Raw genomic sequence first — 14,143 nt, forward strand, 5'->3', positions numbered from 1 at the left:
TAGACCAGTTTGGATGATTCAGCGCTTCCTGAAGAGTCACATCTTTTAATTCTGCTCTACTCTTGTTGCGAAAACTGCCACCAGAGGCGGTTAATATAATCTCATCTACCTGACTGAGCTTTTCTCCTTGCAAGCATTGATAGATAGCAGAATGCTCACTATCGACAGGTAATATTTCAACCTGATGCTTTGCTGCCATTTCCATGACCAAATGTCCTGCTGACACTAATGTTTCTTTATTGGCAAGAGCGATTCTTTTTCCGGCTTGAATCGCCGCCATGGTAGGAATCAATCCCACACTCCCAACAACAGCCGTTAAAAGAATATCCGAGCTTGGGAAGGTGGCTACTTCAGTTAAACCTTCTTCACCATATGTCACTTTGATATCTTTCGAGATCGATTCTTTTAAACGTTCAGCAAGCTCCTTTGTAGCTATAGAGACTAGCTTAGGTTTATATGTATTGACCTGCTCAATCGCTCTGTCCAAATTTGATCCTACGGCCATCGCTACCAGTTCAAATTGTTCTGGATGTGAACGAATCACATCTAAAGCCTGAGTCCCAACTGAACCAGTTGAGCCTAAAATGGCAATTTGTTTCATATCATAAACTCCTGTCCCTTAGTGCATTTGCAAAAGATATAATATAAGAAAAACAAAAAGTAAGCTATCGAAGCGATCCAATATTCCCCCATGCCCTGGAAGCAATGAACCTGAATCTTTCACCTCATAATATCGTTTAATGGCAGACTCTACAAGATCCCCTAACTGACCCACTAATGAAATCAGCAAGGACATCCAAATGACTGTCATGTATCCATTAAAAAAGGAAGTGAATAGTTGAAACAAAAGACCTACAAGGATCGCAAAGCCTACTCCTCCTAGAGCTCCTTCAATGGTTTTATTAGGGCTAATTGAGGGCCACAAACGATTCTTACCTATATATCTGCCTGTAAAGTAGGCTCCTGAATCTGTTGTCCAAATCAAAATAAGAATAAAAACAAAGTAAGCTAAGCCTGAGGAAATTCGTGTATCAATTAAAGCATAAAAGCCTACTCCGATATAGATAATCCCCAGTAGACAAATCCCAGCTTGTTCAAAAGTAAACTGATTCTTGGAAATGACAATATAGATCAGTAATAGAAACGCCACACTAATCAGTATACGTTCAAACCCTTGTAAAAATGAGTAATCTCCTAAAAAGAGAAAAGTACTCAATATCGGCGTTATTACACCTACTATACCAAGTAAACTGGGAAAGCTCCACAATCTAATTTTTGCCATTTTCATTAACTCGATATAGGCAATAACAGTTAATAAAGAAATAAGGGATGCAAACAACTTACCTCCTAGATACAAGAAGATAAGAAAGGCTGCTCCCCCAATAAAGCCAGTTAAAATTCTTTCCTTCATAGCTGAAACCCTCCTTAGGGGTTATACAGAACCGTATCTACGTACTCTGCGTTGATACTCTAAGATCGCTTCAATAAAATGCTCTCGAGAAAAATCTGGCCAGTACACATCTGTAAACCATAGTTCAGAGTAAGCAATTTGCCATAACATAAAGTTACTCAAACGAATCTCTTTTGTTCTTATTAAAAGGTCTGGATCTTCTAATCCTTTTGTAAGTAAATACTGATCAATCAATTTTTCATCTATTTGATCAACGGATATGTTCCCTGACAAAACATCGCGAGAAATTCCTTGAACCATCTGAGCAATCTCCGCACGACTCCCATAGTTTAAGGCAAAATTTAAAATGAGGCCTGTATTATCTTTTGTTCTTTCTCTTGCTTCCTTCAAGGCATTCAACGTATGTTCAGGAAGACCCTCTTCCGATCCTAGCAAGCGAACCTGAACATTCTTTTCGACAAGTTCTTCAAGCTCTGTTTTTAAATATTCTTGAGGAAGCTTCATCAAAAACTCTACCTCTTCTTTCGGTCGCTTCCAGTTCTCTGTTGAAAAAGCATAAAGAGTCAGTATCTTCACACCTAAATCATCTGCGACACGAGTCACCTCTTTAACCGCCTTCATCCCTGCACTATGACCTGCTATACGTGGTAAACTTCGCTTTTTTGCCCAGCGTCCATTACCATCCATGATGATTGCTACATGTTTCGGAATATTCTCCAAAGATATCTCTGTGGTTTGCTCCTCTTTTTTCATCCAATGGCTTATTTTTTGTAACATGGCTTTTCCCCCATAAGAACTGATGAACAAAATCACCCTCTACTTGGAGGGTGATTGAACTCACCAAAAGCTTATACTTCCATTATTTCTTTTTCTTTCTCTACTACGATCTGATCTACTGAAACAATATGCTCATCTGTTGTTTTTTGAATGGTTTCCTGGTGGCGGCGTGATTCATCTTCAGAAATCGTTCCTTCTTTTTCGATCTTTTTGATCGCATCATTCGCATCACGACGAATGTTACGAATCGCCACCTTACATTCTTCCCCATACTTCTTGACCATCTTTACTAATTCAACACGTCTTTCTTCTGTAAGGGCAGGAATAGCAAGGCGAATGATAGATCCATCATTACTAGGGTTTAACCCTAATTCCGATTTCATGATCGCTTTTTCAATGGCTGCCAGAGAAGTTTTATCCCATGGTTGAATAACGAGTAGTCTAGGTTCAGGAGTACTAATATTAGCAAGCTGGTTTACTGGTGTCATAGCACCGTAGTATTCAACTTGAACTTTATCTAACAAAGACGGATTGGCACGTCCTGCGCGTAGTGTAGCTAATTCTCTCTTTAACTGAGAAATCGCTTTGTCCATTCTTTCATTGGCATCAGCTTTCACTTGATTAGGCATTATTTATTCCCCCTAACAATCGTTCCTATTTCTTCTCCAAGAATGGCTCGTTTAATATTCCCTTCTTCAGTGATAGAGAAGACAACTAACGGAATATCATTATCCATACATAGAGAGGATGCTGTTGAGTCCATGACTCCCAATCCCTTTTGGATCACTTCAAGGAAGGTTACTTCATCATATTTGACTGCATTATCATCTAGTTTAGGGTCTGAAGAATAGACTCCATCAACCTTGTTTTTCGCCATTAGAATCACTTCAGCTTCAATTTCAGCAGCACGCAGAGCAGCTGTTGTATCAGTTGAAAAGTATGGATTTCCTGTACCTGCTGCAAAAATCACAACACGTTTTTTCTCTAGATGGCGTATCGCTCGACGTCTTATGTATGGCTCAGCCACCTGACGCATTTCAATGGAGGCCTGAACTCGAGTTGGAACACCTTCAGCTTCTAGAGAATCTTGCAAGGCTAGAGAATTCATGACTGTAGCAAGCATTCCCATATAATCTGCTGTGGCACGATCCATGCCTTTCGCACTGCCAGCCATCCCTCTCCAAATGTTACCGCCTCCTACGACGACAGCCACTTCTACATCAAGTTCTACTACTTCTTTTATTTGTCGAGCAATCGATTGGATGACCGTTGGATCAATTCCATATCCGATTTCTCCCGCTAAGGCTTCTCCACTAAGCTTTAAAACGACTCTAGTGTATTTTTTATGAGCCATAAAGCATCCTCCAATCCTATACTAAATTATTCTACATCCTCTACTTTTCTCCTGCAAAAGGACTCTAGGAAGCACTATCGTTGTGCTTATTATTCTACATTTGTTCAAAAACTCTTGAAAAATAGGGAACACCCCGTGTTCCCTATTTTTAATCGAGCAAACGTATCTATTATTTCTTTACTTGAGCCATTACTTCCTCAGCAAAGTTATCTTGACGCTTTTCAATTCCTTCACCTAGCTCAAAACGGAAAAATTCTCTCACAGAAGCATTGTTTCCTTCTTTTTGAACTAGTTTGCCTACTGTAATGTCAGGGTCTTTTACGAAAGCTTGCTCAAGCAACACTGTTTCTTGATAGAATTTTCCTAAACGACCTTCAACCATTTTCTCAACGATGTTCGCAGGCTTTCCTTCATTTAATGCCTGTTGTGTCAAGATTTCTTTTTCTTGAGCAACTACTTCAGCAGACACTTGGTCTTTTGATAAGAATCTTGGATTAATCGCTGCAATATGCATTGCAATATCTTTCGCAACATTTTCATTTGTGCTGTTTACAAGTACTGTTAATACACTAATTCTTCCGCCCATGTGAACATAAGCTCCAAATGAATCAGCATCTGTCTTTTCAACAACTTGAAAACGACGCACATTCATATTTTCACCGATCTTAGCAATTAAGCCACTTAATCTTTCTTTAACAGTGCCTTCGCCCATTTTTTGTTCAAGCAATTCATCAACACTTGAAGGGTTTTGAGCTAACACTTGACTAGCTAAATCGTTGATAAAGCTTTGGAAATCTGCATTCTTAGCTACGAAGTCAGTTTCACAGTTCACTTCAAGTAGTACCGCACGATTTCCTTCTACAGATACAGCGGTTAGACCCTCAGCAGCAATTCGATCTGCTTTTTTCGCTGCGGAAGAAAGACCTTTTTCGCGTAAGAATTCGATTGCTTTATCCATATCACCATTTGTTTCCGTAAGTGCTTTTTTACAGTCCATCATCCCAGCGCCTGTTTTTTCACGAAGCTCTTTTACCATACTAGCTGAAATTGCCATTTTAAATATCCTCCTTAGCAATATATATATTATACATTATGTACCTTAGTTACCTGAATAAATCAGTATTCACGAAGAACGTATCATTATTTAGGAAAAAGTGGTCTAAGAGCAATCTCCTCTTAGACCACCCTACAGGATTTACGCAGTTGTTTGTTCGCCTTGATTTCCTTCAATAATCGCATCCGCAATTTTAGCAGTTAACAATTTAACTGCACGAATCGCATCGTCATTTCCAGGAATCACATAGTCCACTTCATCTGGATCACAGTTTGTATCAACGATCGATACAATAGGAATACCAAGCTTGCGTGCTTCAGCAATCGCAATACGCTCTTTGCGAGGGTCTACTACAAATAATGCACTTGGTAAATCTTGCATATTTTTAATTCCGCCTAGGAATTTTTCTAAACGATCTTTTTCTTTACGAAGAAGGATTACTTCTTTCTTAGGAAGAACCTCAAAAGTACCATCCGTCTCCATAGCCTCTAATTGCTTAAGACGATCAATTCTTTTTTGAATCGTTTGGAAGTTGGTTAATGTTCCACCTAACCAGCGAGAGTTAATATAGTACATTCCACTGCGCTCAGCTTCTTCTTTTACAGAATCTTGAGCTTGTTTCTTCGTACCTACAAAAAGCATTGTTCCACCATTAGAAGCAAGCTCTTTAACGAAATTGTAGGCTTCTTCTACTTTCTTTACCGTCTTCTGTAGATCGATAATGTAGATCCCGTTTCTTTCTGTAAAGATGTAACGGTCCATCTTAGGGTTCCAACGACGTGTCTGATGACCGAAATGTACCCCTGCTTCTAAAAGTTGTTTCATAGAAATTACTGCCATGAATAAATTCCTCCTTAGGTTTTATACCTCCGCTAGCCGCTTCTCCAAGTAGACTTACGTAAAAAACGTAAGCACCCTACCTGATCTTAGCTAACGTGTGTGATTTAACACCAAGTGATAATATACCATATCTTTAGTAAATAAGCAACAACTACCTCAAGTGAAAAATAAACCATGCAAATGAAGAAATCATTCACATGGTTTATTATTCAACATGATGCTGGCTTTTTTTCTTAATCATATTAATAAGTAGGATGGTTTCACCTTTCCCTATTTTCAATACTTTAGAAATCTGTTCAGGAGAAAACCCTTGTCGATATAGCTCTAAGGCCTTTTGGTAGTGACCCGTAGATGCTTCAGGTTCTACAGACTCTTGTTCTAACTTCTCAGGTTCCATAACAGAAATTTCAGGTGCTGGAATCGGAGATGAATCCGTTTCACTAGGAGGTGAATCTGCTAAAGGGAATGTGAACTCCTCTGCATTCATCGTAGAAGTAGCAGAAGGATTCATATGTGTTTCAGCCTCTCTCTTCTCTCGTTCTTGAGATAATTGTTCCTGAGTATCAGAAAGCCGCTGTTCGATCTCTCTTATTCGCTCTTCCCATTGTTGTTCCTTCATTTTCATATGTTGGACCAGCTTCTCATACAGGGCTTCATTTTCTTTTTCAAGTTCCTCAACAAAAGCCTGTATACTTTCATGAATGGTTTCTACATCATCCTTCATAGATGGAAGGTTTAACCTTTCTAAGCCACGTCTTTGGTACAAAATAAAAATAGCAAGTAAAGTAACCAGATGGAGAAGAAAGCTAATAATTAATGTGTAAAGCAATAGATTCACCTCATATGAAAGAAATACAATAGTAAATAATGGCACAAACTGCTTTATAACGAGATATCAATATGCTTTCCTTTGTACGGATGCGGGGAAACCTCTTCTTTCTTTTTTTCTTTTCGTTTTTTTGAAGATTGGTCTCTAGACTGAGAAGAAGCTTCCTCATCCTGAATCATCCGACTAATGGACCCTTCCATTTTTGTACTCTTTTTTCGTTCTAATTCTGCCTTTTGTTTTTGTTCTTGTTGAATTTGGTGCTGTTCAACTACGTTTCGCTGATTAAATTGCTCCTGAACTCTACCAGCATCCTGTGTTCGAGGTAAGGCAACCTGCATTTCAATCGCTTTTAAACTCATTACCCGAACCCTCCTTCACTCTATAACAGAGCCTACATGAGAGGCGTTGCAACAATCTCTGATTGATCTAAGTAATATTTCATTCTTTGTTCGTTGTCTTTGATATACTTTATATATTTCCCAAAAACGAGTTTTGATCCTTGATAGACATGACTTGAAACCTCAATGGAAGAAAGTCCGTCAGAATCAGCCTCTTTTTGTAAAGTATTTAATTCCTCTCGCAAAAGGTCTTTATCTTGATCTAATTTGAGTTTGGTATTCATTAATTTCAGCTTCAATTCCTTCTTATCCGTTGGTAATTGACCTAATTTGGTTTGAAGCTGCTCTAGCACCTTTAGAGCCTGCTCTGTTTTTTCAAGAGTTACACTATGATCTCTCAGAATTTGTTGAATCTCTCGAATACGATTCATTAATTTAGGATTCGCTCCTACTTCTATACGAGTTGGAGTAGCCATCATATTGCCTATTGTACGGCATTTGACACTTTTTCCCGCTTGAATGGAACCGCCAACAATTAGTCCCTTGGCACCCATGCAAGTAATGGAGCCACCGGCAATCACATTAGAATGCATAATCGACTGAGCGACAATCACGTCTCCATCCGCACTTACATTCCCATTGCTAATAAAGTTGGTCTTTAGATCTCGCCCCGCCTTCACTTCGCCCTTATGTTGAGCTGTGATACCCGATTGTATTGTAATGGAGCCTTCTGCATCAATTTCAGCCCCTTCTACACTTCCTGTAATTCGAACATCACCTTTTGCCTTGATCTTAAAACCAGTAGGAACATTCCCTCGTATGACGACATTGCCTACAAAGTCAATATTTCCTATCTCAAAATCTAAATCTCCGTTCACTTCGAATATAGGAAAAACATTTATCTTTTCATCTGAGGTAATAGAAACTTGTCCAGAAATAACAGCATACAATGCCTGTGTCGTGGGCTCTAATACCACATTTTTACCCACTTTCACTCTGATATCCTTTCCAGAAATCGCTTTAAGTTCCATGTTTGTCACAGTAGTGCCAGGTGTTCCTTCCGTGGCAGGCATTTTTTTGGCAATAAGCTGACCTTTCTCTACATTAGAAATATTCGTAATCTGATAAAATCAACTTTACCATCATCGCTTTCCTTAGGTGTTTTAGATTCTTGTTGCTGATAGATCATCTCTAGAAAGGCATCTTCTCCATGAATAGCTGGAGTGCCTTGAGCGACAAGAAGCTCTTTTTCCTTGTATAGGGAAGGCTCTGCTACAAAAGAGTGCACAGCCTCTTCAAGGATTCCATATGTGACTCCTTTTTTTCCAATAAGGAGATAACATCCTTATAAGCAGGATTCACTTCTTCTATGGCTGTACAACGAACGGAAGCTGTAAGAAGATTCTCGGCGATTTGCACCTCGACATACTGCTCATAATCCTGGTTACTTTTTTTCTTTTGATCGTCCATTTCAACCCCTCCAGTCTGATATGGGTCTTAAATCTGACGAACATGCTCCTTTTCATTTGTCATAGCTGCCTTTAATCGTAACATTGCTTTTGAATGGAGTTGTGAAATTCTAGAGGTAGATAAACCCATAATCTCCGCTATTTCAGTCAGATTCATTTCTTCAAAGTAAAACAAGGATACAACAATTTTTTCTTTTTCAGGTAAACGTTCAATGGATAGCTTCAAGATATCTTTAATAAATTGTTGATGCAAAACTCCTTCAGGCGACTCAGCATTCATGTTTTTGATCATGTTGTAACGCCCTATCTGGTGTTCTTCATCATCATAAATCGGCTCATCAATCGAGGTAATACTAGACAATGAAGCCTCTACGATCACTTTGTTTACTTCTTCTTCACTAATCCCTAAAAATTGACTCACCTCATGATCAGAAACCGAGCGTAGGTTCTCCTGCTCTAATAATGTGTACGCTTCCTCAATTTTTCTTGCCTTATCACGAACAGATCGAGGAATCCAATCATTTTGTCTTAAACCATCAATAATAGCCCCTTTGATCCTCCAGCTTGCATAGGTTTCAAATTGAAGCCCGCGGCTAAAATCAAATTTATCAATGGCATCTAACAACCCATTAAAACCAAAGCTCTTTAAATCATCTTTTTGCACAGTATGAGGTAAACTAATAGACAAACGGTGGACGACATAATCCACAAGAGGGAGATATTTGGCTACGATAAAATTCCCTGCCTCTTGATTCCTATGTTCTCTCCACTTATTCCAAATCTCGATTTCTTCACTACTCCATTTTTTACCAGTCAAACTGTCTCACCACCTATTCGTCTCGCTCTTCTAATTTTCTAGGTTGAAAGGGTTTGAACTCTAGTTGATCATCCGGTGTCTGGAAGTCAATTATGCCACCCTTGCTCGCTTCTTGATTTAGTGTAAAGTCACTTGTATCTTCATTTTTAATTTCAGGGATATCTTCTATAGTAGAACTAGAACTGTTTTTATGAGCGATCTCTTTTATTACATAAGTGCAAAGAAAAATAGAAATAAATGACACTATAAATACAACAAAAGCTCTGAACACTGCGTCCAAAAAGAGATTAGTTTGAAAAGATATTGTGAAGGTCAAGATAAAAATTAGAAAACTAATGATGATATTCATCAAAATAGAAAGTGGCATTAGATTAAACTTCCTTTACTCCTTGATTCACAGTACGAATATTCAATAGACCTGATTCTGTAATAAATTCAATGGTACGCCCGCAATTTCCACCTGTATCTTCCGCCAGTAGGGGGATATTGAACTTCTGAAGCATTTCCTTACAAGCCTCAACATTCCTGGGTCCAATTCTCATTGAGTCATTTGTTGATTGAAAAACAAACATTTGAGCTCCACCCGCCATCTTCGATTGTAGCTTACGAGTGTTGGCTCCTAGTTCTTTCATCTTTTGTATTAGCAGAGGAATCGCTGTGTCAGCATATTTGGCTTCATTCAATTCTCCCTGCTTTGAAAGTTCTGATGAAGGAAGCATGACATGGGCTAAACCCGCCACTTTACTGGTAGGATCAAATAATGTCAGTCCTACACAAGAGCCAAGACCAGAGGTGCGAAGACGATCGGGCGCAAGAGCCACATTTAAGTCTGCCATACCTACTTTAATAATGTTACTCATGAAAAGGAACTCCTAAAGCACTAAACAATTTCGAGAAGGACTCAGGATCAGGAAGTAAGAAGAATTGGCCATTAATGTTTTGATCCGCTTCCGATTCACCAACATCTAAAAAGGTGTTATCAATAACCAAAGCATAATCACCGACGCGGCCTAATTCAATCAAACCATAACTTAAGATGGCAGCTGCCATGTCAATGGCTACAGCAGGAACAGAGGTTGAATGTTCAATTTAGTTAGATCTGCTAAGGCAGATAAGTAAGATCCCGTTAAGATATTACCGATTTCTTGCAGCTGAAAATTCAATTTCTGTTAAGCCCTCTTCCCCAGTGTCTCCTATAAGGGAACTAAGCAGTCGTTTGGCTGCACCTTCTTGCAGGATAAAAAACATATTCCCTGAGATTTCGCCTTCAATTTTCAAGAAAACAGTCACAACAACTTGCTCTGCTCCGCCCACATAATCAGTGATGTCATCAAATGAGAGAATCTTTACATTAGGAACCTTCATATCAATCGTTTTCTGCAAAAGCTGGGATAAAGCAGTAGCCGCATTCCCTGCACCGATATTTCCTATTTCTTTTAAAACGTCTAGTTGCAGTTCTTTAAACTGCTCCCAGGACTTCATTATACTTCCTCAATTTTTTTCATTTGTTTTAATTCTTCTGGTGTTAAAACCTTATCTAGGTTTAATAAAATCAGAAGACGATTTTCCAGCTTAGCTACCCCACGAAGATAGTTTGACTCAATACCTCCAACCACTTCAGGTGGCGGTTCAATAATGTCTTGAGGTACATCGATCACATCATTAGCGGCATCAACAATCAGTCCAACCTCCATTTCACCTACAGCAACGATAATAATACGTGTATTGTCCGTGTAGCCCTCTTCTGCTAAATCAAAGCGGCTTCGTAGGTTAATAATTGGCGTAACCACACCTCTTAAATTGATGACACCCTTCACAAATTCAGGAGTTCTAGGCACTCGAGTAATGTGCTGCATCCTTTCGATGGATCGAACCTGATTCACGTCTACTCCATATTCCTCATCCTTTAAGCGAAAAACAATGACCTTGATCTCATTCGTTACATTGCTGTTTTTATCCAACATCTAAATCCCTCCTATTTAATAAGTGCATTACAATCAATAATTAAGGCTACTTGTCCATCACCTAAGATCGTTGCACCAGAGATTGCAAATACATTAGTTAGGTAGTTCCCTAGAGATTTAAGAACAATTTCTTGTTGACCAATGAATGAGTCCACTACAAGTCCAGCTAATTTCTCTCCCTTTCGTACGATCACGACAGAGATAAATTCTTCTGCTCCTTCTGTAACAGGTTCGTTAAACACATCCTTTAAGAAAACAAGGGGAACGACTTTTCCTCTAAAATCAATGACCTTTTGTCGATGAGCAGATAGGATTTGTTCCTTTTTAAAGACGGCTGTTTCAATAATTGAAGTGAGTGGTATCGCATATTTAGCCTCTCCTAATTGAACGAGCATCGCAGACAAGATAGATAAGGTTAATGGAAGCTGGATAGAGAAAGTGGTTCCTTCGCCTAATTTTGAGTCTACAGATACAGAGCCACCAAGTGATTCGATTTTATTCTTTACTACATCTAAGCCTACACCTCGTCCAGAAATATCAGAGATGACATCCGCTGTACTGAAGCCAGAAGCAAATAATAATTGAAATACTTCTTGATCCGATAATTCATTTGCTTTTTCTCTAGAAACAATATTTTTTTCTAAAGCTTTTTTTAGGATGTTATCTCGATTAATTCCCTTTCCATCATCAATAATCTCGATAAACACATGATTTCCACTGTGATAGGCTTTTAGCTGGATAATCCCTTCCTCAGGCTTTCCTGCTTTAAGACGCTCTTCCGTTGTTTCTAAACCATGGTCAACAGCGTTTCTGAGCAAATGAACAAGTGGGTCACCAATCTCGTCAATGACAGTACGATCTAATTCTGTTTCTGCCCCGGAAATTTGAAGGTCAACTTTCTTATTCAGATCCTTTGCCAAACCACGAATCATTCGAGGGAATCTATTAAATACTTGTTCGATTTGTACCATTCTCATATTGAGGATAATATTTTGCAGATCTACACTAATACGACTCATGTGCTCAACCGTTTCTTCCAGCTCTTGGTGTTTGACTTCCTTGGAAATCTGTTCTAATCGTCCACGGTCGATGACCAATTCACTAAATAAATTCATCAATACATCTAATCGGTCAATATTAACACGAATTGTACGGTTTTGGTTCCTGCTTTGTTGACTATTCTTCACATCCGCCACATCACTCTCAGCCAATGGAGCAGGAGTAGGTACAGAGGCCTCGGCTTTTTCAGGAGCCGAAACAGGCGGTTGCACTTGTTCCTTACTTGTTTCTTCTGAAGTCACATTCTGATTTCTGCCATTCGTTAGCTTGAGCTGATTCACATTGATCGTGACAACTTCCGCCTTTTCAATTTCCGATACTTTGAGAATCATTTGCTGAATATTTTCTGCACTCTCTTTGGTTACATACATTACTTCGAACGAAAGATCAAACTTCTCTTCTTCAATATCTTCCACAGAGGGATTTGATTTAATCACTTCACCGTTCTTTTCGAGCAAATCGAAAACCATATAGGCTCGCACTGCTCGCAAAACACAATTATCTCTCAAAGCCACAGCAATATTTAAGACATTAAACCCATTTTCAATCGATTGTTTGATGACTGTAAGTTCAAATTCATCAATCGTCATGTTCGTATTGACATCCTCAAGTTCTGCCACCTGGTTTTCTGCCTCTGTAGAACTTGTTGGTGTAGATGCTGTTGTTGAATTGCCTTTGAAGTCGCCATTTACAATTGAAGATAGCTGATTGACGATATGAGTTACATCTGCTTTTCCGTTTCCAGTTTCAATAATGGATTGAACCATTCCCTCTAGTGCATCCACACTTTTAAAAATGACATCAATAATATCAACATTAGCTACAATTTTGTGGTTTCTAAGGAGATCTAACACGTTTTCCATTTCATGAGTTAATGAGGCTAAATCTTCAAAACCCATTGTGGCTGACATCCCTTTTAATGTGTGGGCAGATCTAAAAATTTCGTTGATAATTCCAATATTCGTAGGTTCCTTTTCAAAATTTAACAGATGCTGGTTAATCGCTTGCAAATGTTCCTGAGCTTCTTCAATAAACATATCTAGGTATTGATTCATGTCCATAATATGGGACACCTCCTACTCTTTGAGCAATCTCTGTAACACTACGTGAATTTGAGTCAGCGGAGCAATTTCATGGACCAATTTTGCCTCAATAGCGGCTCTTGGCATCCCATATACAACACAACTTGACTCCTCTTCAGCAATTGAAAAAACCTTCTTTTCTTGTTGCAGCTTCCTTAAACCCTCGGTACCATCCTTCCCCATTCCAGTCATAATCACCGAATACAGTTGCTGGTGAGGGATGGATACTGCTGATTCAAACAATACATCGACAGAAGGACGATGTCCCCCTCTAGGTGGGTCTTGAGTAGTCTGTATGGCTAATTTTTGATGATTTAGAGCACGCACCATCATTTGAAAGCCTCCAGGTGCTATATAAACACATCCTCCTTTAATTAGGTCACCATCTTTCGCTTCAACGACGTCATAAGCTGACATTTGGTCTAAGCGCTTTGCTAAAGAAAGAGTAAAGGAAGGTGGCATATGCTGAACCACCAGCAAAGCTGTATGGTCAAAGCGTGGCAGGTTAGACAAAAATTGTTGTAGCGCTTTAGGACCTCCTGTTGATGTCCCAACTAAGACAATATTTTTTAATTTGAGATCCGGCAACGCTCCCACTGCTTTTTTCTCAAGGGAAGATTCTCGAGTCCAAGTTAATAATTCTGGTTTTTTCTTCGGTTCGCTTTTTTCTTGATTGAGAACTGTTTTATGAAGACGAGATAGAGGCTTTTTTATCCCATGCTTTGCCGCTAAGTGCACCTTGGTGATTAATTCCTCACTCACTTTATGTAAATCAAGTGAGATTGAGCCCGAGGGTTTAGAAATAAAATCAAATGCTCCTCGCTCCAAGGCAATCACTGTATTTTCTGCTCCTATTTTCGTCGTACTACTGAGCATGATTACGGGAAGATTATATTTTCCAACTAGTTCTTTAAGTGTATCCAATCCATCTAAGACAGGCATTTCAACATCTAACGTGACTACGTCTGGCTTTAATTGAGGAACTTTTTCAAGCGCATCCTGTCCATTCCTTGCTGTACCAATTACCTCTAAATTAGGATCTGTTTCTAATAGGTCTTTAATTACTTTGCGCATAAAGGCTGAATCATCTACTACTAACACCCTAATTTTAGCCAATGAAAATCCTCCTTTCTTAGTATGAACTTCACA

The 14,143-nt window shown here is 39.0% G+C and carries 16 protein-coding genes and 3 pseudogenes; all 19 read right to left on the minus strand.

Annotation, left to right across the window (positions count from 1 at the left end):
* Positions 1-601, minus strand: a pseudogene (locus JCM10596_RS13760) (1-deoxy-D-xylulose-5-phosphate reductoisomerase); the annotation flags it as partial.
* An 18-nt stretch (positions 602-619) separates the two neighbouring features.
* The gene (locus JCM10596_RS13765; RefSeq protein ID WP_025027626.1) at positions 620-1,411 is read right to left on the minus strand and encodes a phosphatidate cytidylyltransferase; all 792 of its coding nucleotides are present in this window, start codon (positions 1,409-1,411) and stop codon (positions 620-622) included.
* A gap of 21 nt (positions 1,412-1,432) precedes the next feature.
* Complete coding sequence (gene uppS, locus JCM10596_RS13770; RefSeq protein WP_025027627.1) at positions 1,433-2,188, minus strand: undecaprenyl pyrophosphate synthase; 756 nt, start codon at positions 2,186-2,188, stop codon at positions 1,433-1,435.
* 71 nt (positions 2,189-2,259) lie between these two features.
* On the minus strand, positions 2,260-2,817 hold the full coding sequence (gene frr / locus JCM10596_RS13775) for a ribosome recycling factor (protein WP_025027628.1): 558 nt from the start codon (positions 2,815-2,817) through the stop codon (positions 2,260-2,262).
* Positions 2,817-3,542 (minus strand): UMP kinase, encoded by a 726-nt coding sequence (gene pyrH / locus JCM10596_RS13780; RefSeq protein WP_025027629.1) that lies wholly within the window; start codon positions 3,540-3,542, stop codon positions 2,817-2,819. The genes frr and pyrH overlap by 1 nt, the downstream gene beginning before the upstream one ends.
* Before the next feature lie 169 nt (positions 3,543-3,711).
* Positions 3,712-4,596, minus strand: coding sequence for a translation elongation factor Ts (gene tsf, locus JCM10596_RS13785; RefSeq protein ID WP_025027630.1), 885 nt, complete (start codon positions 4,594-4,596; stop codon positions 3,712-3,714).
* Positions 4,597-4,737: 141 nt separating this feature from the next.
* Entirely contained in the window at positions 4,738-5,436 is a 699-nt protein-coding gene (rpsB, locus tag JCM10596_RS13790; RefSeq protein ID WP_025027631.1) for a 30S ribosomal protein S2, read from the minus strand.
* A 205-nt stretch (positions 5,437-5,641) separates the two neighbouring features.
* A complete protein-coding gene (locus JCM10596_RS13795) occupies positions 5,642-6,265 on the minus strand; it encodes a DUF6115 domain-containing protein (protein ID WP_025027632.1) in 624 nt (207 codons plus the stop codon).
* A gap of 53 nt (positions 6,266-6,318) precedes the next feature.
* Positions 6,319-6,624 (minus strand): hypothetical protein, encoded by a 306-nt coding sequence (locus tag JCM10596_RS13800; RefSeq protein WP_025027633.1) that lies wholly within the window; start codon positions 6,622-6,624, stop codon positions 6,319-6,321.
* A gap of 32 nt (positions 6,625-6,656) precedes the next feature.
* A complete protein-coding gene (locus JCM10596_RS25590; RefSeq protein ID WP_369345642.1) occupies positions 6,657-7,598 on the minus strand; it encodes a FapA family protein in 942 nt (313 codons plus the stop codon).
* Positions 7,578-7,891, minus strand: a pseudogene (locus tag JCM10596_RS31400) (flagellar assembly protein A); the annotation flags it as partial. The pseudogene JCM10596_RS31400 and the gene JCM10596_RS25590, both read right to left, overlap by 21 nt.
* Positions 7,876-8,073: a hypothetical protein gene (locus JCM10596_RS28000; protein ID WP_051541322.1), complete on the minus strand. Its 198-nt coding sequence runs from the start codon at positions 8,071-8,073 to the stop codon at positions 7,876-7,878. The pseudogene JCM10596_RS31400 and the gene JCM10596_RS28000, both read right to left, overlap by 16 nt.
* A gap of 27 nt (positions 8,074-8,100) precedes the next feature.
* Positions 8,101-8,889, minus strand: a complete 789-nt coding sequence (locus tag JCM10596_RS13810; RefSeq protein WP_025027634.1) for a FliA/WhiG family RNA polymerase sigma factor — start codon at positions 8,887-8,889, stop codon at positions 8,101-8,103.
* Positions 8,890-8,902: 13 nt separating this feature from the next.
* On the minus strand, positions 8,903-9,256 hold the full coding sequence (locus tag JCM10596_RS13815) for a hypothetical protein (RefSeq protein ID WP_025027635.1): 354 nt from the start codon (positions 9,254-9,256) through the stop codon (positions 8,903-8,905).
* 4 nt (positions 9,257-9,260) lie between these two features.
* Entirely contained in the window at positions 9,261-9,749 is a 489-nt protein-coding gene (locus tag JCM10596_RS13820) for a chemotaxis protein CheD (protein WP_025027636.1), read from the minus strand.
* Positions 9,742-10,371: pseudogene (locus tag JCM10596_RS25595) on the minus strand (chemotaxis protein CheC). Before JCM10596_RS25595 ends, JCM10596_RS13820 begins: the two are co-directional and overlap by 8 nt.
* The gene (locus tag JCM10596_RS13830; protein WP_025027637.1) at positions 10,371-10,853 is read right to left on the minus strand and encodes a chemotaxis protein CheW; all 483 of its coding nucleotides are present in this window, start codon (positions 10,851-10,853) and stop codon (positions 10,371-10,373) included. Before JCM10596_RS13830 ends, JCM10596_RS25595 begins: the two are co-directional and overlap by 1 nt.
* An 11-nt stretch (positions 10,854-10,864) precedes the next feature.
* Complete coding sequence (locus JCM10596_RS13835) at positions 10,865-12,973, minus strand: chemotaxis protein CheA (protein WP_025027638.1); 2,109 nt, start codon at positions 12,971-12,973, stop codon at positions 10,865-10,867.
* A gap of 15 nt (positions 12,974-12,988) precedes the next feature.
* Positions 12,989-14,110 (minus strand): protein-glutamate methylesterase/protein-glutamine glutaminase, encoded by a 1,122-nt coding sequence (locus tag JCM10596_RS13840; RefSeq protein WP_025027639.1) that lies wholly within the window; start codon positions 14,108-14,110, stop codon positions 12,989-12,991.
* Between the last annotated feature and the right edge of the window lie 33 nt (positions 14,111-14,143).

Source organism: Caldalkalibacillus mannanilyticus JCM 10596, assembly GCF_000615945.1.
GTDB classification, from domain to species: Bacteria; Bacillota; Bacilli; order Caldalkalibacillales; family JCM-10596; genus Bacillus_AT; species Bacillus_AT mannanilyticus.